This is a genomic window from Paroceanicella profunda (assembly GCF_005887635.2).
GTDB classification, from domain to species: domain Bacteria; phylum Pseudomonadota; class Alphaproteobacteria; order Rhodobacterales; family Rhodobacteraceae; genus Paroceanicella; species Paroceanicella profunda.
Window position 1 is genome coordinate 345,957 of sequence record NZ_CP040819.1, and the last position, 26,719, is coordinate 372,675.

General features: G+C 73.5%; 23 protein-coding genes and 1 pseudogene. 3 read left to right on the top strand and 21 right to left on the bottom strand.

Annotated features, from left to right (window positions below; genetic code table 11):
• Nucleotides 1-38: 38 nt before the first annotated feature.
• Genes FDP22_RS19605 through FDP22_RS19615 form a run of 3 tightly spaced genes read right to left on the bottom strand, consistent with a single transcriptional unit; the run spans nucleotide 39 to nucleotide 4,602 of the window.
• Complete coding sequence (locus FDP22_RS19605) at nucleotides 39-3,218, bottom strand: efflux RND transporter permease subunit (RefSeq protein WP_138573431.1); 3,180 nt, start codon at nucleotides 3,216-3,218, stop codon at nucleotides 39-41.
• Nucleotides 3,215-4,360 (bottom strand): efflux RND transporter periplasmic adaptor subunit, encoded by a 1,146-nt coding sequence (locus tag FDP22_RS19610; RefSeq protein ID WP_138574062.1) that lies wholly within the window; start codon nucleotides 4,358-4,360, stop codon nucleotides 3,215-3,217. Before FDP22_RS19610 ends, FDP22_RS19605 begins: the two co-directional genes overlap by 4 nt.
• Nucleotides 4,360-4,602 (bottom strand): hypothetical protein, encoded by a 243-nt coding sequence (locus FDP22_RS19615; RefSeq protein WP_138573429.1) that lies wholly within the window; start codon nucleotides 4,600-4,602, stop codon nucleotides 4,360-4,362. Before FDP22_RS19615 ends, FDP22_RS19610 begins: the two co-directional genes overlap by 1 nt.
• A gap of 225 nt (nucleotides 4,603-4,827) precedes the next feature.
• Between FDP22_RS19615 and aqpZ the strand changes: the two genes are divergently transcribed.
• Nucleotides 4,828-5,634 (top strand): aquaporin Z, encoded by an 807-nt coding sequence (aqpZ, locus tag FDP22_RS19620; protein ID WP_138573427.1) that lies wholly within the window; start codon nucleotides 4,828-4,830, stop codon nucleotides 5,632-5,634.
• 218 nt (nucleotides 5,635-5,852) lie between these two features.
• A complete protein-coding gene (locus FDP22_RS19625) occupies nucleotides 5,853-6,383 on the top strand; it encodes a TetR/AcrR family transcriptional regulator (protein WP_239031966.1) in 531 nt (176 codons plus the stop codon).
• Between the two features lie 62 nt (nucleotides 6,384-6,445).
• On the opposite strand, the gene FDP22_RS19630 is transcribed toward FDP22_RS19625, so the two are convergent.
• The 7 genes and pseudogenes from FDP22_RS19630 to FDP22_RS19660 all read right to left on the bottom strand — a co-directional run bounded on the left by FDP22_RS19630 (nucleotide 6,446) and on the right by FDP22_RS19660 (nucleotide 13,975).
• Complete coding sequence (locus FDP22_RS19630; RefSeq protein ID WP_138573423.1) at nucleotides 6,446-8,014, bottom strand: cisplatin damage response ATP-dependent DNA ligase; 1,569 nt, start codon at nucleotides 8,012-8,014, stop codon at nucleotides 6,446-6,448.
• 260 nt (nucleotides 8,015-8,274) lie between these two features.
• A pseudogene (locus FDP22_RS19635) lies at nucleotides 8,275-9,267 on the bottom strand (ligase-associated DNA damage response exonuclease); the annotation flags it as partial.
• 426 nt (nucleotides 9,268-9,693) lie between these two features.
• Nucleotides 9,694-10,449 (bottom strand): ABC transporter ATP-binding protein, encoded by a 756-nt coding sequence (locus tag FDP22_RS19640; RefSeq protein WP_138573419.1) that lies wholly within the window; start codon nucleotides 10,447-10,449, stop codon nucleotides 9,694-9,696.
• On the bottom strand, nucleotides 10,440-11,465 hold the full coding sequence (locus FDP22_RS19645; RefSeq protein ID WP_170317805.1) for a FecCD family ABC transporter permease: 1,026 nt from the start codon (nucleotides 11,463-11,465) through the stop codon (nucleotides 10,440-10,442). Before FDP22_RS19645 ends, FDP22_RS19640 begins: the two co-directional genes overlap by 10 nt.
• A gap of 764 nt (nucleotides 11,466-12,229) precedes the next feature.
• Nucleotides 12,230-13,306: an iron ABC transporter substrate-binding protein gene (locus FDP22_RS19650; protein WP_239031967.1), complete on the bottom strand. Its 1,077-nt coding sequence runs from the start codon at nucleotides 13,304-13,306 to the stop codon at nucleotides 12,230-12,232.
• Nucleotides 13,303-13,764: an SAM-dependent methyltransferase gene (locus FDP22_RS19655; protein WP_138573417.1), complete on the bottom strand. Its 462-nt coding sequence runs from the start codon at nucleotides 13,762-13,764 to the stop codon at nucleotides 13,303-13,305. Before FDP22_RS19655 ends, FDP22_RS19650 begins: the two co-directional genes overlap by 4 nt.
• Nucleotides 13,765-13,768: 4 nt before the next feature.
• Complete coding sequence (locus tag FDP22_RS19660; protein ID WP_138573415.1) at nucleotides 13,769-13,975, bottom strand: transporter; 207 nt, start codon at nucleotides 13,973-13,975, stop codon at nucleotides 13,769-13,771.
• 631 nt (nucleotides 13,976-14,606) lie between these two features.
• Here FDP22_RS19660 and speB point away from each other — a divergent pair.
• Entirely contained in the window at nucleotides 14,607-15,569 is a 963-nt protein-coding gene (gene speB, locus FDP22_RS19665) for an agmatinase (RefSeq protein WP_138573413.1), read from the top strand.
• A gap of 260 nt (nucleotides 15,570-15,829) precedes the next feature.
• On the opposite strand, the gene acuI is transcribed toward speB, so the two are convergent.
• The 11 genes from acuI to FDP22_RS19720 form a co-directional block, all read right to left on the bottom strand.
• Entirely contained in the window at nucleotides 15,830-16,825 is a 996-nt protein-coding gene (gene acuI / locus FDP22_RS19670) for an acrylyl-CoA reductase (NADPH) (protein ID WP_138573411.1), read from the bottom strand.
• 134 nt (nucleotides 16,826-16,959) lie between these two features.
• Nucleotides 16,960-18,174, bottom strand: coding sequence for a BatD family protein (locus FDP22_RS19675; RefSeq protein WP_138573409.1), 1,215 nt, complete (start codon nucleotides 18,172-18,174; stop codon nucleotides 16,960-16,962).
• Nucleotides 18,168-18,821 (bottom strand): hypothetical protein, encoded by a 654-nt coding sequence (locus FDP22_RS19680; RefSeq protein WP_138573407.1) that lies wholly within the window; start codon nucleotides 18,819-18,821, stop codon nucleotides 18,168-18,170. The genes FDP22_RS19675 and FDP22_RS19680 overlap by 7 nt, the downstream gene beginning before the upstream one ends.
• Nucleotides 18,818-19,753, bottom strand: a complete 936-nt coding sequence (locus tag FDP22_RS19685; protein ID WP_138573405.1) for a vWA domain-containing protein — start codon at nucleotides 19,751-19,753, stop codon at nucleotides 18,818-18,820. Before FDP22_RS19685 ends, FDP22_RS19680 begins: the two co-directional genes overlap by 4 nt.
• Entirely contained in the window at nucleotides 19,750-20,703 is a 954-nt protein-coding gene (locus tag FDP22_RS19690; protein ID WP_138573403.1) for a VWA domain-containing protein, read from the bottom strand. The genes FDP22_RS19685 and FDP22_RS19690 overlap by 4 nt, the downstream gene beginning before the upstream one ends.
• Nucleotides 20,700-21,656 (bottom strand): hypothetical protein, encoded by a 957-nt coding sequence (locus tag FDP22_RS24735; RefSeq protein WP_205910910.1) that lies wholly within the window; start codon nucleotides 21,654-21,656, stop codon nucleotides 20,700-20,702. Before FDP22_RS24735 ends, FDP22_RS19690 begins: the two co-directional genes overlap by 4 nt.
• The gene (locus FDP22_RS25205; protein ID WP_277884154.1) at nucleotides 21,653-22,501 is read right to left on the bottom strand and encodes a DUF58 domain-containing protein; all 849 of its coding nucleotides are present in this window, start codon (nucleotides 22,499-22,501) and stop codon (nucleotides 21,653-21,655) included. Before FDP22_RS25205 ends, FDP22_RS24735 begins: the two co-directional genes overlap by 4 nt.
• Entirely contained in the window at nucleotides 22,498-23,484 is a 987-nt protein-coding gene (locus FDP22_RS19705; protein ID WP_138573401.1) for an AAA family ATPase, read from the bottom strand. Before FDP22_RS19705 ends, FDP22_RS25205 begins: the two co-directional genes overlap by 4 nt.
• A gap of 811 nt (nucleotides 23,485-24,295) precedes the next feature.
• Nucleotides 24,296-25,072 (bottom strand): molybdopterin-binding protein, encoded by a 777-nt coding sequence (locus FDP22_RS19710; RefSeq protein ID WP_138574054.1) that lies wholly within the window; start codon nucleotides 25,070-25,072, stop codon nucleotides 24,296-24,298.
• Entirely contained in the window at nucleotides 25,072-25,917 is an 846-nt protein-coding gene (locus tag FDP22_RS19715; RefSeq protein ID WP_138573399.1) for a cytochrome b/b6 domain-containing protein, read from the bottom strand. Before FDP22_RS19715 ends, FDP22_RS19710 begins: the two co-directional genes overlap by 1 nt.
• Before the next feature lie 115 nt (nucleotides 25,918-26,032).
• Nucleotides 26,033-26,641 carry a hypothetical protein gene (locus FDP22_RS19720; protein WP_138573397.1) on the bottom strand — a complete coding sequence of 203 codons (609 nt, stop codon included), beginning with the start codon at nucleotides 26,639-26,641 and terminating at the stop codon, nucleotides 26,033-26,035.
• Nucleotides 26,642-26,719: the final 78 nt, after the last annotated feature.

The window sequence follows — 26,719 nt, forward strand, 5'->3', positions numbered from 1 at the left end:
CGGGGCCCGGGAGCTGCATGCTCCCGGCCCCGCCGGGTTCAGTCCGCCGCCGCGGGTTCGGGCGCCTCCGGGTGCGGCGCCGGTGCGCGGCCGGGGAAGATCCGCCGCAGGGCCACGTAGAACACCGGGGTGAGGAACAGCCCCACCAATGTCACGCCCAGCATGCCCGAGAACACCGCCGTGCCGAGGGACTGGCGCATTTCCGCGCCCGGCCCGCTGGCGATCATCAGCGGCACCACGCCGAGGATGAAGGCGAAGGCCGTCATCAGGATCGGGCGCAGGCGCAGCCGGCAGGCCTCCACCGCGGCGTCGACCGCGCTCTCCCCGCGGTCCTGCGCCTGCCGGGCGAATTCCACGATCAGGATCGCGTTCTTCGCCGCCAGGCCGATCAGCACGATCAGGCCGATCTGCACCAGGATGTTGTTGTCGAGCCCGCGCAGGCTGACCCCGGTGAGGGCCGCGAGCACTCCCAGCGGCACGATCAGGATGATGGCGACCGGCATCACCCAGCTCTCGTACTGCGCGGCGAGCGCGAGGAACACGAACACCACCGACAGCCCGAAGATGTAGATCGCCGTGTTGCCGGTGTTGCTCTCCTGGTAGGCAAGTTCGGTCCACTGGCTGGTCATGCCGCGCGGCAGGATCTCCGCGGCCACGCCCTCCATCAGCGCCAGCGCATCGCCGGTGGAAACGCCCGGCGCCGGGTTGCCCTGCAGCGGCACGGAGGTGAGCATGTTGTAGCGCTGCACCAGCGTGGGGCCGGTGACATCCTGGATCTCCACCAGCGTGCCGAGCGGCACGAGCGCGCCGCCGGCGGAGCGCACCTTGAGGTTCTCGATATCCTCCCGCGCCACGCGGAAGGCCTGGTCCGCCTGGGCGCGCACCTGGTAGACGCGGCCGAACGCGTTGAAATCGTTCACATAGGAGGAGCCGAGGTTGATCGAGAGCGTCTCGAAGATGTTCGGGATCGGCACGTCGAGGATGCGCGCCTTCTCCCGGTCGATGGCCAGGAACACCTGCGGGCTGGAATCCGAGAACGTGGTGAAGATGCCGCTGAGCCCCTGGACCTGGTTTGCCGCGGCGGCCACTTCCCGTGCCGCGGCCAGCGCGCGGCTCATGTCCGCGCTGTCGCGGTCCTGGATCTGCAGCTTGAAGCCGCCCGAGGTGCCGATGCCGCGGATCGAGGGCGGCGGCAGCGCGATGATGAAGGCCTCGCGCAGGCTCTGCAGCCGGCCGTAGAGATTTCCGATGATGGCATTCGCCGACTGGCCATGCGGCAGCCGCTCCTCGAAGGGCTTGAAGCTGGCGAAGATCACCCCGGCGTTGGAGGCGTTGGTGAAGGTGGCGCCGGAGAACCCGGCAAAGGCGACGGCGCTGGCCACGCCCGGCGTGTCCTCGATGATGCGCGAGGCCTCGCGCACCACCGCGTCGGTGCGCCCCAGCGAGGCGCCGTCCGGCAACTGGACCACCACGATGCCGTAGCCCTGGTCCATCAGCGGAATGAAGCCGCGCGGCACCACGCCGGCCATGTGAACCGTGGCCCAGATGAGCCCGGCGAAGATCGCCACCATCAGCCCCAGCGCGGCGCGGGTGCTCACCAGCCGGCGCACCAGCCACGCATAGCCGTCCGACAAACGCTCGAAGCCGCGGTTGAACCCGTCGGCCGCCGCCTGCCCGGCACGGCCCAGCAGGGTTCCGGGCCGCGCATGGCTGTGCGGCTTGAACAGCCAGGCCGCGAGGGCGGGCGACAGGGTGAGCGAGTTGAAGGCCGAGATGGCGGTGGAGACGGCGATGGTCACCGCGAACTGCAGGTAGAACTGCCCCGAGATGCCCGGGATGAAGGCCGTGGGCAGGAACACCGCGATCAGCACCAGGGAGATGGCGATCACCGCGGCGCCCACTTCCGTCATCGTCCGGTGCGCGGCGGCGTTGGGCGCGAGCCCGAGGGCGATGTTGCGCTCCACGTTCTCCACCACCACGATCGCGTCGTCGACCACGATGCCGATGGCCAGCACCAGCCCGAACAGCGTGAGCATGTTGAGCGAGAAGCCCAGCCCGTAGAGCACCGCCAGCGTGCCCACCAGCGACACCGGGATCGCCACGATCGGCACGATGGCCATGCGCCAGGACTGCAGGAACACGATGATCACGATCACCACCAGCGCGATGGCCTCCAGGATGGTCTTGTAGACCTCGGAGATCGACTCGGCGATGAACTCGGTGGGGTTGTAGACCACCTTGTATTCCAGCCCCGGCGGGAAGTCCTTCGCCAGCTCGGCGATGGTGTGCTCGATCTCCTCCGCCGCGGCGAGCGCGTTGGTGCCCGGGCGCTGGAAGATGGCCAGCGCCACGGCGGGCTTGCCGTCGAGGTAGGAGTTGGTCACGTAGTCGCGCGCGCCCAGCTCGATGCGCGCCACGTCCTGCAGCTGGATCAGCCGGCCCTCCCCGGCCGATTTCACGATCACGTAGCGGAAATCCCGCGCCGACTCGAACCGGCCCTGGGTGGTGACGGTGTACTGGAAGGCCGAGCCGTCATCCACGGGCGGCGCCCCGAGCGCGCCGCCGGAGACCTGCACGTTCTGCTCGCGCAGCGCCTGGACCACGTCGCCCGAGGTCATGCCGTAGGCGGCGAGCTTCTGGGGGTCGAGCCAGATGCGCAGGGCGTATTCGCGCTCGCCGAAGATGGTGAGGTCGCCCACCCCCTCCAGCCGCATCAGCACGTCGCGCACCCGGGAGCGGGCGTAGTTCGAGACGTAGAGCTGGTCATACGTGTCATCGGGCGAGAGCATGTGGATGACCATCATCAGGTCCGGCGAGCTCTTGGTGGTGGTCACGCCGAGGCGGCGCACCTCCTCGGGCAGGCGCGGCTGGGCGATGGACACGCGGTTCTGCACCAGCACCTGGGCCTGGTCCAGATCGGTGCCGAGCGCGAAGGTGATGGTGAGCGCCATCGCCCCGTCGTCGGAGGAATAGGAGGACATGTAGAGCATGTGCTCGACGCCGTTCACCTCCTGCTCGATGGGCGTGGCGACGGTGGCGGCCACGGTGTTCGCGTCCGCGCCGGGATATTGCGCGCGTACCACGATGGTGGGCGGCGCTATTTCGGGATACTGCGCCACCGGCAGCTGGGTGTAGGCGATCGACCCGAGGATCATCAGGACGATCGACAGGACCGACGCGAAGATCGGCCGGTCCACGAAAAAATGTGCAAATCTCATTGGGGCAGTCCGTCCGGCGAAAGGGCGTCGGGGAGGGTTTCCATCTCCACGGTCACCGTGGCACCGGGGCGCACGCGCATCAGGCCGTTCACGATCACCGTCTCGTCGCCGGTAAGTCCGTCGCGGATCACGCGGTAGCCGTCGATGCGCGGCCCCGTGCGCACCGGCAGGGTGGAGACCGAGCCGTCCTCGGCCACCACGAACACCACGCGGCGGCCCTGGTCCGAAGCGATGGCCTCGTCGGGCAGCAGCACGCCGCGATGCGGCAGCGAGCCGGGCACCGAGATGCGGCCGAACATGCCCGGTTGCAGGATGCCGTCGGGGTTCGCGAAGCGGGCGCGCAGGCGCATGGTGCCGGTGGCATCGTCGATGCGGTTCTCGGCGAAGTTCAGCACGCCCTCCACCGGGTCCTCGCGGCCATCGGCCAGTTTCACCACCACCTTCAGCCCGCCGCCGCGGTTGATCACCGCGTCGCGGCCGCGCAGGTCCCGCGCGTAGGCGAGGAAGCGGCGTTCGTCGATGTTGAAGTAGAAGTCGATCGGGTCTCGCGTGACGATGCTGGTGAGCACCGTGCTGTCGGCCTGCACGAGGTTGCCGGCGGAGATGAGCCGCCGGTCGATGCGGCCGGGGAACGGGGCGCGCACCTCGCTGAACTCCAGGTCCAGCTCGGCACGCTCCAGCGCGGCCTGGGCGCCGGCCAGGCTGGCCCGGGCGGCGTCGTACTCACGCTGGCGGTCATCGAGCGCGGAGGTGGACAGGTTGCCCTTGCGCTCCAGAGGCTGGGCGCGTTCGAACTCCAGCTTCGCGAAGGACAGGCGGCTCTGCGCCACGTCCACATCCGCGCGGGCCTGGTTCACGGCGGAGCGGAAGGCGCGCTGGTCGATGGTGAACAGCAGGTCGCCCTTCTCCACCAGCGCGCCGTCGGTAAAATGCACCGTGTCGAGATAGCCGCTCACCCGGGCGCGGATGTCAACCGTGTCCACCGCCTCGAAACGGCCGGCGAATTCGTCCACCTCCACGATGTCGCGCACGACGGGTTTCGCCCCCGTCACCACGGGCGCAGCCTGCTGGGCGCGCAGAATCGCCGGCGACAGGAACAGGGCAGCGGCCAGCAAGGCGCTGCCAGACAAACGAAACGTCATCATCCGGCCTTTCCATGGGCCGCAGGCGGCGTGGCCTGCGGCGATGTCAGTGCATGCAATCCGGTACCTGAATACAAGCTTGCGTCCTGCCGCTTGTCGATTTCGCCCAATTCCGGCGTCCGGCCCCGAATATTTCCGCGCGACAGGAAGTTATGTCGAAATTGCGCACGAATTCTGAAGCTCCCGAACAGATGAATGGCAAAACGCGGGCCCGATTCCCGGGATTTTGGTGTATTTTCCATTGATCGTGTGCCACCCTCTTCATGTTTCGCGTTGAAGTCTGGCCTGCGTAGGCCATCCCTCCCGTTCGCGATCTCCTTCGGCACAGGCCGGCCGAACCCGGTGGACTGGCCGCCCCGCGCTCCGGCGCTTCCGGGGTGGCCGGGCGCACGTTCCCGCGAACCGCCCGCATCGGGCACGGGAGCCCCCATGACATCGCGTCCGCGGTGCGGACCGAGGAGATCGTGATGCGAAAGAAACTTCTCGCCGAGACCTTCGGCACCTTCTGGCTGGTTTTCGGAGGCTGCGGCGCCGCCGTCCTCGCGGCCGGCTTCCCGGACCTGGGCATCGGCTTTGCCGGCGTCGCGCTGGCCTTCGGCCTCAGCGTGCTCACCATGGCCTATGCGCTCGGCCCGATTTCGGGCGGTCACTTCAACCCGGCGGTATCGCTCGGCCTCGTCGTCGCGCGCCGCTTCCCGGCCGCGGAGCTCGGGCCATACGTCCTGGCTCAGCTCGCGGGCGCTGTAATCGCGGCCGGCGTGCTCTACGGCATTGCCTCCGGGGCGCCCGAGTGGAGCGCCGGCGGCTTCGCCTCCAACGGCTACGGCGCGCTCTCGCCCGGGGGCTTCTCGCTGTTCGCCTGCCTGCTGATCGAGGCGGTGCTGACGGCGTTCTTCCTGATCGTGATCCTCGGCGCCACCTCGCCGCAGGCCCCGGTCGGCTTCGCGCCGCTGGCCATCGGCCTCGCGCTCACGCTGATCCACCTGGTGTCCATCCCCGTCACCAACACCTCGGTGAACCCGGCCCGCTCCACCGGTGTGGCCTTCTTCGCCGAGACCGCGGCCGTGCCGCAGCTCTGGCTGTTCTGGCTCGCTCCGCTGGTCGGCGGTGCGCTCGGCGGGCTGATATGGCTGCAGGTGTTCGAGCCCGCGCATCTCCTGCCCCCCGGCAGGCAGGAGCGCAAATCCGGCGCGGCGGCCACGTCCGTACGTCCGGAACCGGGCGCGGCCCGGATGTTCTTCGGTCTGCGCAGAAAGCGCCATCTGCGACACTGACCCGGCAGGCACGTGCACGTGAAACGGCGCGCCGTGAGCGGTGAAATCTCGGGACTGGCAACAGGTCATCGGGGCGGCTCCTTGTGTAACGAGCGCTAAACAAGTTTATTTGACATCTGCTGTCAAGCTGTTATTTAGTGACCCCTATGAAACAGGAGATGAAGCGCCGGACCGGCCGTCCGCGCGGTTTCGATCGCGAACGGGCCGTTGAAACGGCCATGGAGCTGTTCTGGCGCCATGGCTACGAAGGTGTGTCCGTGGCGGACCTCACCTCCGCGATCGGCATCGCGGCGCCCAGCCTTTACGCCGCCTTCGGCAACAAGGCCGGGCTCTACCGGGAGGCGCTCGCCTGCTACGAGGCACGCGACGCGCGTGACAACATCGCCCGGATGGCCGATGCACCGGGCCCGGAAGCCGCGGCCAGGGTGTTGCTGGAGCGCGTGGCGACCATGCTCACCACCTGTACCGGGCCCCGCTGCTGCATGATCGCCACCGGCATGGTGGCCTGCAGCGCCGAGCACGAGGATATCGCGGGGGAGCTCTCCACGCTGCGCGAGGGCTTCCGGCAGGACATGGCGCGCATCCTCACCCGCTGGGTGCCGGAGGCGCAGGCCCAGGCCCTGGCCCGCTATCTCGTTGCGGTAACCCAGGGCCTGTCCATCCAGGCGCGGGACGGCGCCACCCCCGGCGAACTCGCCCAGGTGGTCGACCAGGCCTGCCTCGTCTTCCGGATGCCCGCGGAGGCCTGATCGGTCGGGGGCGCTCCCCCGCCGCGCCGCTGGCCCCCGGCGGAGCCGCGCCTGCCGCCCCTTCACAGCAGCGCTTCGAGCGTCTCCAGCGTGTCGGCTTGGGCGGCGGGCTTGTCCCAGCGGATGCGGTTCACGCGCGGAAAGCGCATGGCGATGCCGGATTTGTGGCGGGAGGAGCGGTTCAGCCCCTCGAAGGCGATCTCCAGCACCAGTTCCGGGCGCACCGCGCGCACCGGGCCGAATCGGTCAACGGTGGCCTCGCGCACGAAACGGTCGATCCGGCGCAGCTCGGCATCGGTGAAGCCGAAATAGGCCTTGCCCACCGGCACGATCTCCGCTCCCCGCCACACCCCGAACGTGTAGTCCGAGTAGTAGCCCGAGCGCTTGCCGTGGCCGCGCTGCGCGTAGAGCAGGATGGCGTCCACCAGGAACGGGTCGCGCTTCCACTTGAACCAGGGGCCGCGCGGCCGGCCGGCGCGGTAGGGCGTGTCGCGCCGCTTGATCATCACCCCCTCCACGAGTGCCTCGGGCGGGGCGGCGCGCGCCGCGGCCAGCTCCTCCCAGCTCGCGAAGGGCACCTCGGCCGAAAGGTCGAAGCGCGCCGGGTTCAGCGGCGCGAGGAAGCGTTCCAGCCGGGCCCGGCGCGCCTCCTGCGACAGGGGGCGCAGGTCGGTCTCCCCCTCGCTCAGCAGGTCGTAGGCGCGCAGCATGGCCGGAAGCCGGGTCATGAGCGCGCGCGACACGGTCTTGCGGTTCAGCCGCTGCTGCAGGTCGGCGAAACTGCCCACCGCGCCGTCCCGGCGCACCAGCAGCTCGCCGTCCAGCGCGCCGTCGAAGCCCATCGCCGCGACCAGGTCGGGAAAGGCGCCGGAGATGTCCTCCCCCGTGCGCGACCACAGCCGCCGCACCGTGCCCTCGGCCACCGCCTGCACGCGGATGCCGTCCCATTTCCACTCGGCGATGTAATCTCCGGGCGGCAGCGGCGCGAGACCCTCCGCGTCGATCGGGGTGGAGAGCATCACCGGGCGGAACGGCGCCGCCAGGGCGTTCACCGGCTTCTCGCCGCCACGGAACCAGTCGAACAGCGCCGCGTAGGGTGGCGAAAGCCCGTGCCAGAGCTCGACGATCTCCTCCACCGGCCGCCCGGAAAACTGCGCCAGCGCGGCCTTCGCCAGGCCGGCGGACACCCCCACCCGCAGCCCGCCCGTGGCCAGTTTCAGCAGCGCATAGCGCGCGGCGGGCGGCAGGCTGTCCAGCAACCCGGCCATCGCCCCGGGCACCTCGGCACGGGTGAGCCCCTCCAGCCGGGCGATCACCGCGCCGAGCGCGAGGTCTCCGCCATCGTCCACGGCCGCGTCCGGGCCGGGCCAGATCAGCGCGATGGTCTCGGCCAGGTCGCCGACGAAATCATAGGAGAGCGCGAAGAGCACCGGGTCCACCCGCGCGCCCACCATCTCGCGCAGCCGTGCCGGGGTGACCCGGCCCAGCGACAGCTCGCCGGTGAGCGCGGCCAGCGCCCAGCCCCGGTCCGGGTCCGGCGCCTCGGCGAGATAGGCCGTGATCAGGCGCAGCTTGTCGGTGCGCGCAGGCGTGAAGGCCAGCCGGTCCAGCAGGGCCGCGAAGCGCCTCATGCCGGGGCGCCCGGGGCCGTGGCCGGCCCGTCGTCCTCGGCAATGCCCCCGTCCGGCCCGTCGTCCCCGGCCCCGGCGCGCCCTGCCACATCCTCGTCCGGGCCGCGGTCCGCTGCCCCGCTGTTCGCCGCCACCTCCTCATCCGTTCCGGCGACCTCGGCTCCGGTGTTCGCTGCAGGAACCTCGTCCCGTCCGGCACCCGCCGCCCCGGTGTTCGCTGCAGGGTCCTCGGCCCCTCCGGCCTCCCCTGCTCCAACCTCCTCCGCCTCATCTTCGTAGCCGACGAGGCGCAGCGGCCGGGCCTCCAGCCCCTGCGTGCGGCACCAGTGCACCAGTGCATCCTCCGCGCCATGCGTCACCCACACCTCGCCTGCGCCGGTCTCGGTGATGGTGCGGGTGAGGGCGGGCCAGTCGCAATGGTCGGAGATCACCAGCGGCAGGTCGCTCAGGCGTTGCCGGGCGCGGGCGCGCACCTGCATCCAGCCGCTGGCAAAGCACAGCAGCGGGGCCGCGAAGCGCTGCGCCCACTTCGCCGCGAAGGCCGAGGGCGGCGCCAGCACGATCTCGCCGGGCAGCGCGCCGCGCCCGCCGCCCTCCAGCGTGGCCGGTGCGAGCGGGCCGAGGGCGATGCCCTGCGCCGCGTGATAGGCGCACAGCCGCTCCAGCGCGCCGTGCAGGTGGATCGGCCGGTCATAGCCCTCCGCGCGCAGCAGCATGATCATCCGCTGCGCCTTGCCGAGCGCATAGGCCCCCACGAGATGCGTGCGCTCGGGAAACTGCGCCAGGCTGGCGAGCAGCCGCCGGGTTTCCGCGCCCGGGTCCGGGTGGCGGAACACCGGCAGGCCGAAGGTGGCCTCGGTCACGAATATGTCGCAGGGCACCAGCTCGAAGGGCGCGCAGGCCGGGTTCGGCGCGCGGGTGTAATCTCCCGAGACCACGACGCGTGTGCCGCCCCGCTCCAGCCGGATCTGGGCGGAGCCGAGCACGTGCCCGGCCGGGTGGAAGCTCACCCGCACGCCGCCGATCTCCACCGGCCCCGCCGCTGCCTGCTGCCGGCCCGCGAAGCCCGCGCCGTAGCGGATGGCCATGATGTCGAGGGTCTGGCGGGTGGCGAGCACGGCGCCGTGGCCGGCACGGGCGTGGTCGGCATGGGCATGGGTGATGAGCGCGCGCGCCACCGGGCGCACCGGGTCGATGTGGAAGCCGCCCTCCTGGCAGTAGAGCCCCTCCGGCGTGGGCAGCAGCAGGCTCATGCCCCCCGCTCCCCGGCCGGCGGGAAGGCGACGTCTCGGCCCTGGGGGATGCAGCGGTCCATGCTGTCGATGATGGTGGGGCGCGACGAAAAATCCAGCCCGAAACAGGGCGGCACGTGGCGTGACCGCCCGCGCGGCACCGGCAGCCCCCGTCTGGAGTGGCGGGGCGGGCCCCCCCTGAACCCGCGCCGGCGGGCAATGCCCCGCGGCGCGGATACGGGCCCGTGCGGCCCGGCCGGTGGGGCGACGGAGGGTCCCGGACGGCCCTCCGTGGCTGGCCGGTTCCGGCACAATCGGCGGGGCGCAGTGCGCCTTCGCTTCCACGAAATGCGCAGTGCGGGCATTGGGTGCTGAACGGCCGCCCCGCAATGCGCGGTCCGCCATCTCTCTCCGGCGGAGCGTACCCGGCGAGGCTGCCGCGCCGCCTCAGCCCTGCCCGGCGAGGGCCCGCGCCATCGTCTCGGGCGGCAGGTCGTAGAGCGCGCCCAGGTGCTCCGCCGTCAGCAGCGCGCCCGGCGGGCCGGAGGCGACCCGGCCGGAGGCATCCACCGTCAGCACCCGGTCCGCGAGGCGCACCGCATGGCCCGGCTCATGGGTGGAGATCACCAGCCCGAGCCCCTGGCGCGCCAGCGCCTCCAGCCGGGCCAGCAGCCGCTCGCGATTGCCGAAGTCCAGGCTGGCCGCGGGCTCGTCGAGCAGGATCGCCGGGGCGGCCTGCGCCAGCGCCCGGGCGATGAGCACCATCTGCCGCTGCCCGCCGGACAGCCGGGTGACCGGCGTCTCCGCCAGATGCGCGATGCCCATCTGGGCCAGAGCCGCCTCGGCCGCCGCGCGGTCCGCCGGACCGGGGCCCGCGAACAGCCCCAGATGCGCGGTCCGTCCCTGCAGGACGAAGGCGCGCACCGGGTCGGCGAAGGGCGCGGTCATCGCCTGGGGCACGTAGGCGAGGCGCCGGGCCCGCGCGGCGCGCGACAGCTCCCCCATCGGCGTGCCGCCCAGCGAGACACTGCCGCCGAGCGCGGGGATGAGCCCGAGCAGGGTGCGCAGGATCGTGGTCTTGCCCGCGCCGTTCGGCCCGAGCAGGCACAGGGTTTCCCCGGCCCGGAGCGACAGGGAGATGTCGCGCGCCAGCGGCCGGCCCCGGTGGCCGACCGCAAGCCCGCGGGCGGCGATCAGCTCCATCCCCGGTCGCTCCGCGCCAGCAGCCCGAGGAAGACCGGCGCGCCGATCACCGCCGTGAGAAGGCCCAGCGGCACTTCCGTGGCCGCCACGCTGCGCGCCACCGTGTCCACCAGCACGAGGAAGGCCGCCCCCAGCAGCGCCGCCACCGGCAGCAGCCGCGCGAAGCCCGGCCCGGTGAGCAGCCGCGCCACATGCGGCACCATGAGCCCGATCCAGCCGACCACCCCGGCCACCGCCACCGCCGAGGCGCTCATCAGCGTGGCCGAGAGCACCACGACCAGCCGCAGCCGGGCAGTGTCCACCCCGAGCGCGCGCGCCTCGTCCTCTCCCAGCGCCAGCAGCCCGATGCGCCAGCGCAGCGCGACCAGCGGCACCAGCCCGAGCAGGATCGCCGGCGCGGCGAGCCGGAGGTCTCCGCCCTGCAGCCCGGCGAGGCTGCCGAGCAGCCAGAAGGTGATGGCGGGAAGCTGGTCCTCCGGGTCCGCCAGCACCTTGATCAGCGAGATGCCCGCGCCCGCCAGCGCCCCCACGGCAATGCCGCAGAGCGCGAGGGCGAGGATGTCCTGCCCGCGGCCCAGCCCGCTCGCCACTGCGACGACCAGCCCCACCGTGGCCAGCCCGGCGCCGAAGCTCATGCCCAGGATCGCCGCCACCGGCAGGCCGAGGAAGATGCCGAGCACCGCCCCCAGCCCCGCGCCGGAGGAGACACCCAGAATGTCCGGCGAAACCAGCGGATTGCGGAAGGTCACCTGATAGGCCGCCCCCGCCGCCGCCAGCGCCGCGCCGACCAGCGCCGCCCCCAGCACCCGCGGCAGGCGGATGGAGAACAGCACCGTCGCGGCCGCATCGGGCGGCGCCTCCCCGGCAAGCCGCCCGGCCAGCAGCCCCAGGATGCGCGCCGGCCCGAGGTCGAACGGCCCGGCGCCAAGCCCCAGGATCATCGCCAGAACCAGCACACCGGCCGCGAGCGGCACATGCCACCCGTGACGGCCGCCCAGCCCCCGCGCCCCGATCATGCCCCTGCCTCCCCGCCCCGCATGCGCACCCCCCGCGTCATCGGGGGGCACGGGCCGGACGCGCGGCGGCACGGACCGCCCACACACCGGACACCCCGCCGCGGCCTGTCCGCGGGGCCGCGGTTGCGCATCGGCGGATCCCCCGTCGAACGGACCGGCACAGGCCGGACACGCACCCGCACGTGCCGCCGGCACGCCATCTCCTGTCCGTCGTGCGGCAGTGGCGCATGATCACCCCCTCCATCGGCAGGAATGAGGCGGGATCACACCTGCACCGGCCGCGGATGTTGCTGACGCGCCGCCGCGATCTCTTCGCGGAGCGGCAGTTCCGCAGTCCGCATTCCCCGTCCCATCGCCGTGCAGGCACCGGGGCAGTCCTTCGCACGGGCCCCGAAGCGCGGGAAGTCCTGTCCCGCTCGGGCGCGCGCCGGCGCCTCCCCGACCCTCCGGGGGTCAGCGCACCGGGGCCCCTCCTGTCACGCGGGACGTGCGATGGGCTGGACATCGCCCTCCGCCGGGGCGCCGAACGGCAAGCCGCCTGTCCGGTCCGGGCGAGGGAGATGCGCAACCCGGTGCGCCGCACCTCGCGGGGGCCGCTGCGCGTGGGGGCGGTGGCCCGGTGCGGGCGCGGTATGGTCTGGCCGCCCGGTTGCGCGCGGGAGAGGGGATGGCCCGCGCCCTGCCCGGTGTCGGGGCGCGCGGGGGGCGCCACGGGCGGGCGTGAAGCCGGGCCGCGCGGGCGCCGTGGCGCTGCGCGCGCCATCTCAGCGGCCCAGCACTGTGGCGAGGGCCGGCCTGTCGAGGTCCACGCCATAGAACAGCGCGTAGAAATCCCGCACTTCCTGTGTCGGGTCCGGCCCGGCCTGCCCGGGGTAGAAGGCGTGCAGCAGCCAGCGCAGCCCGATCAGCCGGTTCACCGAGGGCGGCCGGTCGATGAAGCCGAAGGGCCGGGACGGGGCGAGGAACACCCGCCCGTGCGCCACTGCCGGCACATCCCGCCACAGCGGGCGCGCGCCGACCTCGGCGGCGAAGACCGGGTCGATGGTCACGATCGTGTCCGGCGCCCAGGCGATCACCTGTTCCGGCGAGACCGTGACCAGCCCGCGCCCGCCGCCCTCCACCACGTTGCGCCCGCCCGCGCGCTCGATGATCTCGGCATTCAGGGAGCCGCGCGGCGCGCTCTCCAGCCCCTCCGGCCCGCGCGCGAGATAGACCGACGGGCGCTGCGCCTCCGGCACCCGCGCCAGCACGGCGTCGACATGCGTGAAGGTTTCCTGCGCATAGGCCGCGAGCGCCGCGCCCCGTTCGGGCCGGCCGAGCAGCGCGCCGAGCTGGCGCAACGCCGCGGGCGTGTTGGCGAAGCTGCCGTCGATCAGCGCGTAGGGAATGCCGGTCTGCGCCTGCACCCGCTCGGCGAGGCTCAGATAGGTCGCGCTCACCGAGCCGACATCGAGGATGAGATCGGGGGCCGCGGCCAGCAGCGCCTCGAGGTTCACGGTGTCGCCCCGCCCGGTGAGCCGCCCCAGTTCCGGCAGCGCGGCGGCCCTTGCGTCGAGATAGGGCCGGTCCTGCGCCCGCGGCGCACGCGGCCAGCCCGCCATCGCTTCGGGAGCGAGGACGTAGAGCAGCACCGCCGCGGGCGGGCCGGCGGCAAGCACCTTGCCCGGGCGCTCCGGCAGGGTGAGGGTGCGGCCGGTCGCGTCGCGCACCTCGCGGGCCCGCGCGCGCCCCGACAGGAGCGCGGGCGCCGCCATCCCCGCGCCGAGCCCGCCCAGAAGGACGCGCCGGGTGAGGGCCCCGGCACCGGCGACGCAGGGGGCCGCGCGGGGAGGCCGGCTCATGTCGCGGCCCCGTGGTCCGGCTTCAGGTCCAGCAGCGGCGTGCCGTCCAGACAGTCGAGCCCGCGCAGGGTGACGACCGGCCCGTCGATAGCCAGGATCCGCGCCACGGAGGAGGCAATCGGGTTCGGCCGCACCGGCGAGCGCAGCGCGAAGGTGCCGGTGCGCCGCCCGCTGTGGCGCGGCACCTGCGAGACGAGGTCGCGCCGCGCCTCGTGCATCCAGTAGAGCACCTGCACCGCATCGCCCGGCGCCAGCCCCTCCAGCGCGGGTTCCCACAGCGGGTCCAGTTCCAGCCGGCAGGGCGGGCCGGCTTCGGGGTCGCCCCGGCGCGGACAGGCGGCGCGCTCCCGCCACGGGGTGCGGATACGGCCGATGAAACGCAGCGCTGCGTCCGCCGGCTCCCCGGGCAGGGTCACCGCCGCCTCGCCCTCGCGCAGTCCGCTGTCGGGCGTGTCCACGGGCTCAGTCCGTCCCGATCGTCACGGCGGAGGCCCTCACGGCGGCATGGGCCGGGTCGCCGACGTGGCGGGCGCGTTCCGCCACCGCGGCATCGGGGGCGGCCGGGGTCACCCCCGTGCCGCCGAGGTCGGTGCGCGGATGGCTGGTGACGGCCCCGGGGACGATCTCCCCGATCGTGCCCGGCGGGACCTTTCCGGCGGGAAATTTCATCGGTCGGACCCTCCTTCGCGCCTCCGCCGCGGCGGGGCCGGGCGTTGCAGAACCGGCGTGCGGCCGCGGCGAAGGCCTTCCGGACCCCGTCCGCCCGGGCCGGGCCCCCGCGCGCCCTTCCCCGATCTATGGCACGCGGCCGGCAGGGCGGCAACGCCCTTGGACCCCTCTTGCCCGCCTGCCCGATGCTGCCCCCGGCCCCGGCGCGCGGCCGGCGGGGCCGCCGGCCGACGTGGTGCTTGCGGAGGCCTGCCCGGGCAGGTATCCCCGGGATCGAGCGGAAACATGCCGTGGTGCTCGAGATCTCCCGGATGATGCAATCCCTGCCTGCCCCGGCACGTGCCAGCCGCGCGCCCGACACCGCGCCCCCGGCGCGGACAGCCTCCATGCGCCTGCCACGCGCCGCTGCCCGCCGCGGGCCTGCCGCGGCTCACCGGCCGGCGCCTTCGCCGCAGGTTCCGGCGGGCCCGGACCGCCCGGCGCGCGCGGTGCCGGTTGGCGTGCAGGGCCCGGCCCGCTTCCGTCATCAACCTGCCGGGCCTCGAGCGCCCGGAGCCCCGGCCGGGCCGTCTCACCGGGCGGGGCGCATCCGCCACCGGACATCCCGCGCAGCAGCGAAAGTGAACCAGAAATGACAGACCCCTTCTTCCTTCCCGTGTCCGGGTTCGAACTGCCGCGCTTCGCCGGGCCGGCGACCTTCATGCGGCTGCCGCATCTCACGCCGGACCACCCGCGCGTGCCGGAGGTGGATATCGGGCTGATCGGCGTGCCGTGGGATTCGGGCACCACGAACCGCCCCGGCCCGCGCCACGGCCCGCGCCAGATGCGCGACCTCTCCACCATGATCCGCGCCGAGAACGGCGCCACCCGCATCCGCCCCTTCGAGAGGGCCACCTGCGCCGACCTCGGCGACGTGACCATCAACCCCTCCGACATCCAGGACAGCATGACCCGGATCACCGAGTTCTATGCGCGGGTGATCGGCCAGGGCATCCGCCCGCTCACCGCGGGGGGCGACCACCTCACCTCGCTGCCGGTGCTGCGGGCCGTCGCCTCGATGGGCCCGGTGGGGATGATCCACTTCGACAGCCACACGGACCTCTTCCACTCCTATTTCGGCGGCACGATGTACACCCACGGCACCCCCTTCCGCCGCGCGGTGGAAGAGGGCCTGCTCGACCCGACCCGGGTGTGCCAGATCGGCGTGCGCGGCTCGACCTATGACCGGGAGGACCGCGACTTCGCCGCCTCCGTCGGCATCCGCATCATCGAGATCGAGGAATTCCATGCCCGGGGCGTGGATGACGTGATGGAGGAGGCCCGCGCCATCGCCGGCTCCGGCCCGACCTATGTCTCCTACGACATCGACTTCGTCGATCCCGCCTTCGCGCCGGGCACCGGCACGCCGGAAGTGGGCGGGCCGACCTCCTACCAGGCGCTGCAGGTGGTGCGGGCGCTGCGCGGCGTGGACATCGTGGGCGCGGACGTGGTGGAGGTCTCCCCGCCCTTCGACGCCTCCGGCGCCACGGCCTATCTCGGCGTGCAGATCATGTTCGAACTGCTGTGCATGATGGTCCAGAGCGACAAGCACTGAGCCCGCCCGGGCGTTCTGCCATTCGGAACGCGCCTTCCGCCCTTCCGCGCCGCGGAGGCCGGTTCGCGCCCGGGAGATCCGGGACCTCCCCTCGGGAACGCCCGGCGCGGATCCGCCATGCCGGGCGGTTTCCCCCCGGGGCAGACGCCGGGCAATGACCTCTCCCTGCGGCCACGGGAGTGCGAGGCTGTCGGGCCGGGCGGCGGCGGGCGTGGCGCGCTGTCATGCCCCCGCTGTCCGGATGCCGGGGGGCCGGCGCCTCACGCGGCATCCCCGTGCAGCGGAACCACCACGCGCCCCCGCACCTTGCCCGCCAGCAGGTCCGGGGCGAGGGCGATGACCTCGCCCAGCGGGCACTCGGTGGTGAGCCCGTCGAGCCGGGCGGTGTCGAGCGTGTCGGCCAGCCGCGTCCAGGCCTCCAGCCGGTCGGGCCGCGGGCACATCACGCTGTCCACGCCGGCCAGGGTGACACCGCGCAGGATGAAGGGCGCCACCGTGGCCGGCAGGTCCATGCCGCCGGCCAGCCCGCAGGCGGCCACCGTTCCGCGGTAGCGGACCTGCGACAGCAGGTTGCCCAGCACCCGGCCGCCCACCACGTCCACCGCGCCGGCCCAGCGTTCCTTCGCCAGCGGCCTGCCCTCGCCGGACAGCGCCTCGCGCGCCACGATCTCCGCCGCGCCGAGGCCGCGCAGGAAGGCCTCCTCCTCCGGCCGCCCTGTCAGCGCATGCACCTCATGGCCGAGCGCGGCGAGCAGCGCCACCGCGATGCTGCCCACGCCGCCGGCAGCGCCCGTCACCAGAACCGGGCCGGAGCCGGGCCGCAGCCCGTGCCGCTCCAGCGCCATCACGCAGAGCATCGCGGTGTAGCCGGCGGTGCCGATGGCCATCGCCCGGCGCAGGCTGAGGCCCCCGGGCAGCGGCACCAGCCAGTCCGCCTTCACCCGGGCGTAGCCGGCCAGCCCGCCCCAGTGCCGCTCTCCCACGCCCCAGCCGTTCAGCACCACCCGGTCTCCCGGAGCGAACTCCGGACTGTCGGAGGCCTCCACGATGCCGGAGAAATCCACCCCCGGCACCATGGGAAAGCTGCGCACCACGGGAGAGGCGCCGGTGATCGCCAGCGCGTCCTTGTAGTTCACCGTGGACCAGCCGACCCGGACCAGCACATCGCCGTCCGGCAGCGCGTCGCGCTCCAGCCGGGTGAGCGCGGCGTGGGACCGGCCGTCGCCGGCCCGGTCGATCAGAATTGCGTCGAACATCTCGGGTCTCTCCTCGCGTCACTGTCATCGGGCCCCGGCCCGCCGAAGCCGGGGCAGTCTCACCGATCCTGCCGGCCTCCCGCAAGGCGCTCCCCCTCCGGCACGGCGCGTGCGCCCCGCCACGCTGCGCGTCCTCACCGGCCCGGGTCGCGCCCGGCGCGCTCCACCGCGCGGCACAGGCGGGAGAGATCGGGCGCGGGGGGCGCCGTCTCCCCGCCGAACAGAACCCGGTCCAGCGGGGCCAGCAGGCGGTGACGCTCCGCCTCGCTCCGCGCGGCGAGCAGGCTGGCCGCGGCGAGGCGAGCCCCGCCGATGTCGCCCGCCCGCGCGCAGCGGCGCAGCGCCCGGCGCGCCCGGGCCCGGGCGCGCATCGCCTGCCATTTCCCGAGGCCGCCCCCGGCAAGACTGCGGCCGCGCGCGCTGACGCAAAGCGCGGCCAGCGCCCCGGCCAGCCAGAGCGCGACTGGCGCCGCCCCGCCGCCGAAGCCGCTGCGCCAGCGGTCCGTCGCGTTGCCGGTGAACCCGGCATAGCCGATGGCGCCGGGCGGGATGCGCACCGTCTTCGCCACGTCCTCGCCAGTGTCGAACCAGGGGATCACCACCTCCGGCAGCACCCCGGGTTCCCCCGTGATCGGGCGCAGGGTCCAGGTCCAGACCACGGTCGTCACCGGGCCCGCGGGGGTGAGCTGCATGTCGCGGGTCTCCGGGGGGGTGAAGGTGATGAGCCAGGGCGCGCGCATGGGCGGCTGCTCGGGCAGCATCTGCGGCGTGGCGCCGAGCACGCGCAGCACCACCCGCCGCTCCACGCTGTCGCCGTCGGTGAGGCGGGAGGCATCCCGGCTCCAATGGTCGGAGAGCTCCACCGCCCGGGCCGGCAGCCAGCCGGCCTCCGCCCCCGCCGGCGCCGGCCGCACCTCGAAGCTCACCGCCGGCGAGCGCACGATGCCGGTGCGCCGCACCCCGTCGCGGCCGACATAGCGCAGCTCATGCGCCACCGGCAGCAGGGTGATCGTGCCCGCCCGCTGCGGAAAGAAGGCGATGCGCCGCTCCATCACCCGGGCGCTGCGCCCGTCCACCAGTTCCTCGTGCCACGTGTCCTGGCCCAGCCGCATCCAGTCCAGATCCGCCATCCGGCGCAGCTTCAGGTCCTCGTGGGCGATGTCGAGCCGGTAGGTGCCGCGCAGGGTGGCGAGCATCATCTGGCCCACGCGCGGCGCCGCGTCGGGCGTGTCGAACAGCACCTCCAGCCGGGCCTCGTCCGGGGCGAAGTCGGAGTCCTGCGCCAGCGCCGGCGCGCAGAGCAGCGCGAGGACCAGCAGAAGCGCCGCGCGCAGGCCGGCGGTCACCATCGCACCCCCTCCTCGGCCAGGGCGGTGCCGGTGGCGCGGCGGCGCTCCATCTCGGCGGCAAGGCGGCTGCGCAGGTAGACGCCCGGCGCGTCGGCAAGCGTGTCGAGCCAGGCGTCGCTGGCCGCGACCATGCGGTCCCCGTCCACCGGGCGCTTGGCGTTGGCCCGGGTCGGGTCATTCTCGGAGGAGAGCAATTCGCGCTCCGGCGCGTCCGGGTCGAAGGCCTCGGCGGCCACCCCGGCCCCGGCGAGCAGGGCACGGATGCGGCCGTGGCCCATCGCCTCGCCCACCACCGGCTCCACCAGCGTGGCGACGAAATCGCGGCTGCGGCGGGCGTCGGAGTCGAAGCGGTTGGAAAACAGGTAGGCGTCGAAATAGGCCACCGACAGCTCCGGCCGCCCGGTCATCGCCAGGGTGAGCGCCCGGTTGTAGGTGGCGCTGCGGCCGACGCGGGCAAAGGCGGCATCGGCCTGCGCGTAGCGTCCGAGCGCGTAGAGCGCGGCGCCGCGCGGCGCGTCCCCCTCCAACAACGGCAGAGCCAGTGCGGGGGCGCCGGCGCGCCAGGCCAGCCGCGCCCAGGCCTGGGGCCCCGCGGCGATGGCGAGGGCCAGCGCCAGCCCGGCTGCGAGGAGCGCGCCGCGTCTCATGCCACGGCCCGGCGCCGGAACAGCGGCAGCAGCGCGAGGCAGGCCAGCGCCACCGCCCAGCGGCCGTGATCGGTGAACAGCACCCTGCGCCGGCGCAATTCGGTCTCCGAGGCGCTGCCGTGGGCGCCGAGCGCCTCTGCCAGCGTGTCCGGTGCGGTGGCGGGCACCACGCGCCCGCCCCCGGCCCGCGCCACCGCCTCCAGCGCGCCCGGTGCCGGCGGCGGCATCCCGTAGGGCAGGCTGGCGGGGCTGACCGCAACGGCCCAGACCCGCGCCCCGGAGGCGCGCAGCAGCCCCACCTCATGCAGCGCCTCGGGGCCGAGCCCGCCGCCATCGGAGACCAGCACCACGTCCGGCGCCTCGGCGGAAGCGTCGGCCAGCGTCTGTCGGGCCAGGGCGAAGGCGCGGTCAGGCCGGCTTCCGGCCACCGGCATGGTGTCGGGGCCGAGCGCGCCGATCACCGTCTGAAGCTGCTCGGTCTCCTCCGTCGGCACGCTCACCAGAAAGCTCTCGCCCGAGAACAGCGCCAGGGCCACCGGCCGGGTTCCGTGCCGGTCCACCAGCCGGGAGACCGCGGCCTGCGCATCGTCGAGCCCGCCGCCCTCGACCACCGAGGGCGAGAGATCGACCAGGATCATCAGCACGTCGAGGTTGCGGAAGGCGGGTGCATCCCGGTTGCGCGTCGCCGGCCCGGCGAGGCCGAGCGCGAGCAGCGCCGCCGCGGCGCCGAGCAGCCAGGGCCGCAGGTCCCGCGTGGCCTCGTCCACCCAGCCGCGCGCGCGCAGGAGTGCGAGCATCTGCGGTGCGATGAGCCGGCGCCAGGCCGCCAGCCCGTCGGCCCGCCGCGCCATCAGCACCGCCGCCGCCAGGGCGAGCGGCAGTCCCAGCAGCCAGAGCGGGCGCAGCAGCAACACGGGGCCGAGATCGATCATGCCACCTCCCCGCGCCGCAGCAACAGCGGCACTCCGAGCAGCAGCAGCGCCAGCGCCCCGGGCCAGACCCAGAGCGGCCGCCAGCCGCGGATGGGCGGGGCGTCCGCGGCACTGGGTTCGAGCCGGTCGATCGCCTCGGCGACGGCACGCAGGTCCGCGGTGCTGCGCACCCGGAACATCACCCCGCCCGCCGCCTGCGCGATGCGGCGCAGGGTTGCGGTGTCGACCGCGTCGCGGCTGTCGGGCGCGCCCTCCAGGTCGCGGGGGCCGAGGGCGATGGTGTGGATGCGGATGCCGAGCGCCGCGGCCGCGCCGGCCGCGGCCACCGGGTCCACCGCGCCGCTGGTGTCCTGCCCGTCCGAGAGCAGCAGGATCACCCGGCTGTCGGCGGCCCGCCCGCGCAGCCGGCGGATGGCGAGGCCGAGCCCGTCCGCGATGGCCGTGGCGCGGCCGGAAACGCCGATCATCGCGGTCTCGATCGCTTGCGCGACGGCGGCCACGTCATGGGTCGGGGCGGCGGCCACATAGGCGCGCGCCCCGAACACCACCAGCCCCACCCTGTCGCCGTCGCGCCCACGCACGAACTGCGCCGCCACGGCCTGCACCGCGGCGAGGCGCGAGACCCGGGCGCCGTCGAGCTCGAAATCCTCACGTTCCATCGAGCCCGACAGATCGAGCGCCAGCACGATGTCGCGCCCCGAGGCGGGCAGCGCGTCGATGGTCTCGAGCTGGCGCGGGCCGGCGAGGGCGAGAAGCGCGCAACCCCAGGCCAGCCAGAGCGCGGCGCGCGGCAGGTGGCGCGCCGGCCCCTTCGGCACGGCGGGCCGGGCCTGCGCCGCGAAGGCGGGTGGCAGGGCAAGCGCGGCCCGGCGCAGCGGGCGCTGCGGCAGCAACAGCGCCAGCAGCGGCAAGGGCAGCAGGAGCAGGAGCCAGGACGCGGCGAAGCTCATGTCCCCCGCCCCCTCAGCGGGGGACGCACCGTCTCCCCGCGCGGCCGCGGGCGCGACGGGCCGTCGCCCGGTTCGGCAGCAGTCGGCGCACCGCCGGTCGGTAGCGCCCCCTCCGGTGCGCGATCATTCGCACCGGCGGCCCCCGCCTGGGCACCGCCCGGCTGCGCGACGTCATCCATGTCATCACCGGGCATCCGGGCCTCAGCCACGCCACCCGGGAGCCGCGCAGCAGTTGCACCGCCATCATTCGGCGGGGTGGCCCCGCTCCCCCGGGGCGGCGCAACCCCGAGCACGGGATCACCCGGCAGCACGGCCTCACCCACGCGGTCCCCGGGCAGGGCAACATCAGCGAGGTCAACACGCGGTTGTCCGGCCACTGGCGCGCTGCCCCCCGGCGGCACGGTCTCGGGCACACCGCCCCCGGGTCGCGCAAGCCCGGCCACGTCATCACGCGGCTGTCCGGTCTCCGGTGCGTTGTCGCCCGACGGCACGCCTGCTCCGTGATGCGCGGCTGCGGGGCCGCCAGTTCCGCGCCGCGCGGGCTCCGGCGCCGGGCGGGCGTTGCGCGCAGGCCACGGCATGGGGCCGGGCCGCCGCGCGGCGCGCAGCACCCGGCGCTCCAGCGCCTCCGCATCCCCCGGCACCGCGGGGTCGTAGAGCGCCCGGCGCGTGTCCGGCGGCAGGGGCTCAGCCGGGGCGAGGCGGCGCAGGAGGGCGGCGAGCCCGGCGAGCCGGTCCTCCCCCGGCAAGCCCCTCAGCCGGCGCAGCTCGGCCTGCACCGCCTGGCGGCGTGAGGGCCGGCGCCCCGTCACCAGCCGCAGCAGGGGCACGAGCGCCAGCCCGCTCACCAGCCCAAGGGCCAGCATCGCGCAGGCGTCGCGCCAGCCGAAGGCGGCGAAGCCCTCCGGCAGGCGGATCGGGGCCAGCCCGGACAGCAGCTCCTCCGGGCTCATGCGCAGGCCTGCGCGAGCGGATCCTCGTCGGAGCGCACCAGGCGCGTGGCGATGCCGAGCGCGTCCAGCCGCGCCGGCACCTCCGAGCCCGAGAAGCGCACCGGCTGCGCGGCCCGGCCCCGGCGGATGGTGAACACCCCGGCCGGCGGGGCGGTCTCCAGCGGGTCCTGCACCAGCAGGACCGTGAGGCGGCACTTGCGCAGCACCGCGCGGGCGACGGCGTCGAAATCCGCGCCGGGCCTGTCGAACCCGGTGGCGAGGATGAGCGCGGCCCCGGTGGTGACGGAGGCCGCGGCGCGGTCGAGGATTTCGGAGAGCTCGGGCCCCGGGGCGGCCGGGTCCGCCTCCAGCCCGGCGGCATGCAGGCGCGCGAGCGTGGCGAGCAGCCCGAGCAGGGCCGCCTCGCGCGGGCGAGGCGCGGCCACGCTGGTCTCGCCGTCACGCACCGCGTGCAGCCCCACCCGGCCGCCCGCGGCCACCACGCTCCAGCCCTCCAGCGCCAGCGCCTCCGCGGCCGCGACCGAGCGCAGGCGGCCGCGGCTGCCCCAGAACATCGGCGCGCGCAGGTCCGCGACCAGGAGGGCGGTCTTCTCCACCTCCTCGTGGAAGGTGCGCAGCTGCGGCCGCCCGCTGCGCGCGGTGGCGGCGGGGTCGAGATGGCGCGGGTCGTCGCCGTCCTGGAAGGGGCGCAGGTCGAAGATGTCGGTGCCCTCGCCCCGCCTGCGCCCGGCCACCGCCCCGGCACGCGAGGCCGCGGCCGCGGCCCGGTCCGCCGCCCCGGCCCGGCCCGCGAGGGCGACGAGCCGCTCCAGGCTCAGCCCGATGCCGGCGGGAGCCGGGGTCATAGCGGGCGCACCCGCTCGAGGATCTCCGCGAAGAGGCCGCGCGCGGTCTCCCCCGCCGCCAGCGCGCGCCAGGTCGGGATCAGCCGGTGGCACAGCACGTCCGGGGCCAGGGCCGCCACGTCCTCCGGCAGCGCATGGTCGCGGCCGTGCAGGAAGGCCCGGGCCCGGGCGCTGGCCGCGAGGGCCAGCGAGCCGCGCGGCGAGACCGCGTGGCGGATCCGCTCCGTCACGGCGAGCCCTTCCGCATCCCGCCGCGTGGCCATCACCAGCGCCACGATGTACTGCCGCAGGGCGGGCGAGAGATGCACCCCGGCCACGGCCGCCTTCATCCGCGCAAGCTCGGCGCGCGCCAGCCTGTCGGCCTGCGGCGCCGGGGCGTGGCTGAGCTCGCCCTCCACCAGGTCGAGGATGGCGCGTTCCTCCGCCTCGCCCGGCAGCGCGAGCAGCACGTGCATCCCGAACCGGTCCAGCTGTGCCTCCGGCAGGGGGAAGGTGCCCTCGTTCTCCAGCGAATTCTGCGTGGCGATCACCATGAAGGGCTCCGGCAGGGGATGCGTCTCCCCGCCCACGGTCACCTGCCCCTCGGCCATCGCCTCCAGCAGCGCGGACTGCACCTTGGGCGGGGCGCGGTTGATCTCGTCGACCAGCACCAGCTCGTGGAAGATCGGGCCGGGCAGAAACCCCATGTCCGCTGATCCGGCACGGAACACCCGGGTGCCGGTGATGTCGGAGGGCATGAGGTCCGGCGTGCACTGGATGCGGGCGAACCGGCCCTCGATCCCCCCTGCGAGACAGCGCACCGCGCGGGTCTTGGCCAGGCCCGGCGGCCCCTCGATGAGCAGGTGCGCGCCGGTGAGCAGGCCGATGAGCAGGCGTTCGACGAGGGTCTCATGGCCGATCAGCGCGGCCTCCATCCGGGCCGCGAGCCTGCGGACGGCGTCGTTCGGCGCGTGGCCGGGGGCGAGTTCCGCGGCGTCCTCCATACCAGTCTCCTGTCGTGTCATTGCCGGCCCCGCGCGGACAGGCCGGCGGGACGGGAGAGAGTCGCCAGAGGATGCGACATTCCGCGGCCCGCCGCTCTACGACGAAGGGAGGAGAAGCAGGACCGGGCTCGCGGGCGGGCATTCGCTGGGGGGCGATGGGCGACAGGCGTCGCCGGCCCGCTGCTCCGGCTCCCGCCAACCGGCCCATTTCGCCAGCCTGTGCGTCGGGAGCGGCCGTGCGCCCTGACCCGGGGCCTTCGCCGGGCGGCTGCGGTCCGGACGGCACCCCGCGATGGCCCGGCATCCGGGCAGGGTCGGCAGGTGAGTGGTCCTTGGGCGCCGACGCCGGACACTCGGAACGCCTGTCGATCCCTCCACCCCTCACCGCGCTCAGGAAAGCCTCGGAAACCTCACCCCGGTCGACACCTGCTCCGGTCGTGCCAGAGCGACCTGGCCGAACGAGGGTGGATCAGCGCCGAGACCATCCGCCAGCACCGCTCGCTCAACCGAACCCCGGCGGCCCCACCTCAAAGGAAACGAGCCGGACCCTCCTCACCGTCAGGGCATCACGGGTCCCGGGCTATCCGGAGACGGGCAGACAGAGCGAGCGGGAGCCGTCTCAAATGGGCTCCTGAAACACCACTTCCACGGTGTTTCCGGCCGAAACGATGACGAAGGCGGCATGTCAGGCATCGGGCGATCGCGGTCTCGAAGGCCCGCTGACGGGCGAGCCGCCTCCCCGGCCCCGGGCCAGGATGGGCGCCGGTCGCCGATAGGTTGAGCCCCCTCAGGCCACCGGCTTTCCCCACGTTCAGATGCCGGCGTACCATTCGTAGCCGCGATCTTCCCAGTAGCCGCCGTTGCCGCCCCGGATGCCGGCGAAGCTGTCCACCAGCTCGATGCCCATGATGTATTTCGCCTGCTTGTAGCCGAGCTGGCGCTCCACCCGAAGGCGCAACGGGGCGCCGTGGGCCACGGGCAGCGCCGCGCCGTTCATGGCGTGAGCGAGGATCGTCTGCGGGTGGAAGGCATCGATCATGTCGATGCTCTCGTAGTAGACGCCGCTGCCGTCCAGCGTCAGTTCCAGCGCATCGGCACAGTGGAAGACGACGTATCGGGCGGCCGGCTTCGGGCCGGCCCGCTTCAGGACCGCGCCGAGAGGCACGCCCGTCCACTTGGCGATGGCGCTCCACCCCTCGACACAATCGTGGCGGGTGATCTGCGTGCGGGAGGGCATCGCCGAGAGATCGGCGAGGGACAGCGACAGGGGCGTGTCGACCAGGCCGCCGACGCTCAGGCGCCAGTCGGCGAAGGCGCTTCCCTGATGCTGAACATAGTCCGGCGTGTCCGGCTGGACGGTTCCGTTCGCGTAGAAGCGCGGCGTGATGTCGGCCTCGGTGTACTCACGTGCCAGCGCGTCCCTGCCCTGCAGGAGCCGCTGCGCCCGCAGGGTCAGCGTCTCGGCCGACCGGATCAGCGGGCCGCCGTCGCCCTGGCGGACCAGCGCCTCCCAGCCGCCGATCGCGGCGGCTCCGGCGGCCACCGATCCGACGGTCAGGAAGCTGCGGCGGGTGATCAGACGCTTCATCATGCGCCCTCCTCTGTCCGGATGGCGTAGCGTCCGGTGATCATGGAGCGGATGTTGTTCCAGGGTCCCGAGAGCACGACCATCACGATGTGAACGATGAAGAACAGGAGCAGCAGCGACACGGCGATGAAGTGGATCGTACGTGCGGACTGCCGGCCCTGGAAGAGGTCGAGGAGATGCGGGAACACCGCGGTCATGCCGGGCGACATGGTCAGCCCGCTCAGCACGATCAGCGGCAGCAGGACGAAGATCACCGCGAGGTAGGTGAGCTTCTGGAGCGCGTTGTAGCGCCGGGCCTCGTCGCCCTTCGGAAACCGCAGGCGCAGGTGGTCGAGAACCTCGCGCCCCAGGTGACGGGGTGTGAGCTGATCCCGGGAGGGTGCGAGGTCGCGCCGGAGGTGCCGCGAGACCAGGCCGCAGGCGAGGTAGAGCGCCCCGTTGGCGATGAGCAGCCAGGCGAAGAAGAAGTGCCAGTGGCGCGCCGCGCCCAGGTCGTAAAACCCCGGCAGGGTGGCCCATGCCGGGAAGGCGCGCGGGGTGGGGATGCCCTCGACATCCGACACGCCGAGCACGCCGGTCGTCGGGATGGCGGCGCCCGCGACCAGGAGCCGGCCCTTCAGCGTGCCGTCCGCGCCTTCGACCGCGCCGATTGACAGCACCGCCGGGTCGCCGTCCTGCCCCGTCCTGCCCCAGTAGAGCGCGGGATGGGCGTTGAAGATCTGCAACCCGCTCATCAGCATCACCGCGAGCGTGAAGGCGTTGATCCAGTGCGTGATCCGGGTCACGGCCGAGTGACGCTTCACCAGGACCTTCGCGCCTCGGGGTGGCTGGGCTTCTTCTGACATGTGTCCCTCCCCGGATGGGGCTGTTTGCGGAAAGCTGGCGTCGCTGAATGCGGGAGGCTCAGCGGCCACCGGGTCGATCCGAACCGGCAGCCGCCGAACGTGGCGGCTGCGCGGATCACATCGGCGGAACGACGCCGTCCTTGCCGACAACCACCTGTTTCGCGGTGTAGCCGTCACCGGACGGGGCGGCGACGATGAACACGGTCGCGCCCGTGACGAGATCCGCCCTGGACGCCCCGATGATGGTGACCACCGGCGTTCCCTCGGGGATGGCGATCTCCTTGTCCTTGCCGTTGTAGTTGACCGTGACCTGGCGGCCCTCCACGTCCTTGACCGCGTTCGCGACTGTGGCGTTGGTCATCGTGCTCTTCGGCTTGAGGTCCCAGCCGTAGCTGCCCTCGCCCAGGCCCTTCAGCTCAGGCGGGAAAATCACAACCTCCAGCGCGCCGGCAACGCCCTTTTCATTCGGCAACGAGGCAATGCCGACGAAATCGCCGGTCTTGATGTCCGAGACCTTCGCCTCTGCAACGCCGGCGATCGGCGCGCCGTCGGGCAGCGTCACGATCGCGGTTTCGCCTTCGCGCGTGTGGACGGTCAGCGTCGATCCGTCGAGCGTCTCGACCGTGCCGCGAACGTGCTGAGGGGTCGCGGCGTCCGCGAGGACGAGGCCCGGCAGCGCCATGGATGCCACGATGGCAATGGTGGACAGCAGCGTGATCTTCATGATTGATCCCTTACCTATCAGTAGGTAGTTTTTTGCGGCTCAGAAGAGGGCCCGACCGGCGCCGCAAGACGACCGGGC

Bases quoted from the DNA above. Each gene is read 5' to 3' on its own strand.
- FDP22_RS19685 (WP_138573405.1), bottom strand. From the start codon at position 19,753: ATGATCGATCTCGGCCCCGTGTTGCTGCTGCGCCCGCTCTGGCTGCTG.
- acuI (WP_138573411.1), bottom strand. From the start codon at position 16,825: ATGTTCGACGCAATTCTGATCGACCGGGCCGGCGACGGCCGGTCCCAC.
- FDP22_RS19680 (WP_138573407.1), bottom strand. From the start codon at position 18,821: ATGAGACGCGGCGCGCTCCTCGCAGCCGGGCTGGCGCTGGCCCTCGCC.
- speB (WP_138573413.1), top strand. From the start codon at position 14,607: ATGACAGACCCCTTCTTCCTTCCCGTGTCCGGGTTCGAACTGCCGCGC.
- FDP22_RS19710 (WP_138574054.1), bottom strand. From the start codon at position 25,072: ATGAAGCGTCTGATCACCCGCCGCAGCTTCCTGACCGTCGGATCGGTG.
- FDP22_RS19615 (WP_138573429.1), bottom strand. From the start codon at position 4,602: ATGGAAAATACACCAAAATCCCGGGAATCGGGCCCGCGTTTTGCCATT.
- FDP22_RS19715 (WP_138573399.1), bottom strand. From the start codon at position 25,917: ATGTCAGAAGAAGCCCAGCCACCCCGAGGCGCGAAGGTCCTGGTGAAG.
- FDP22_RS19705 (WP_138573401.1), bottom strand. From the start codon at position 23,484: ATGGAGGACGCCGCGGAACTCGCCCCCGGCCACGCGCCGAACGACGCC.
- FDP22_RS19640 (WP_138573419.1), bottom strand. From the start codon at position 10,449: ATGGAGCTGATCGCCGCCCGCGGGCTTGCGGTCGGCCACCGGGGCCGG.
- aqpZ (WP_138573427.1), top strand. From the start codon at position 4,828: ATGCGAAAGAAACTTCTCGCCGAGACCTTCGGCACCTTCTGGCTGGTT.
- FDP22_RS25205 (WP_277884154.1), bottom strand. From the start codon at position 22,501: ATGACCCCGGCTCCCGCCGGCATCGGGCTGAGCCTGGAGCGGCTCGTC.
- FDP22_RS19645 (WP_170317805.1), bottom strand. From the start codon at position 11,465: ATGATCGGGGCGCGGGGGCTGGGCGGCCGTCACGGGTGGCATGTGCCG.
- FDP22_RS19660 (WP_138573415.1), bottom strand. From the start codon at position 13,975: ATGAAATTTCCCGCCGGAAAGGTCCCGCCGGGCACGATCGGGGAGATC.
- FDP22_RS19690 (WP_138573403.1), bottom strand. From the start codon at position 20,703: ATGAGCTTCGCCGCGTCCTGGCTCCTGCTCCTGCTGCCCTTGCCGCTG.
- FDP22_RS19650 (WP_239031967.1), bottom strand. From the start codon at position 13,306: ATGAGCCGGCCTCCCCGCGCGGCCCCCTGCGTCGCCGGTGCCGGGGCC.
- FDP22_RS19720 (WP_138573397.1), bottom strand. From the start codon at position 26,641: ATGAAGATCACGCTGCTGTCCACCATTGCCATCGTGGCATCCATGGCG.
- FDP22_RS19605 (WP_138573431.1), bottom strand. From the start codon at position 3,218: ATGAGATTTGCACATTTTTTCGTGGACCGGCCGATCTTCGCGTCGGTC.
- FDP22_RS19625 (WP_239031966.1), top strand. From the start codon at position 5,853: ATGGAGCTGTTCTGGCGCCATGGCTACGAAGGTGTGTCCGTGGCGGAC.
- FDP22_RS19610 (WP_138574062.1), bottom strand. From the start codon at position 4,360: ATGACGTTTCGTTTGTCTGGCAGCGCCTTGCTGGCCGCTGCCCTGTTC.
- FDP22_RS24735 (WP_205910910.1), bottom strand. From the start codon at position 21,656: ATGAGCCCGGAGGAGCTGCTGTCCGGGCTGGCCCCGATCCGCCTGCCG.
- FDP22_RS19630 (WP_138573423.1), bottom strand. From the start codon at position 8,014: ATGAGGCGCTTCGCGGCCCTGCTGGACCGGCTGGCCTTCACGCCTGCG.
- FDP22_RS19675 (WP_138573409.1), bottom strand. From the start codon at position 18,174: ATGGTGACCGCCGGCCTGCGCGCGGCGCTTCTGCTGGTCCTCGCGCTG.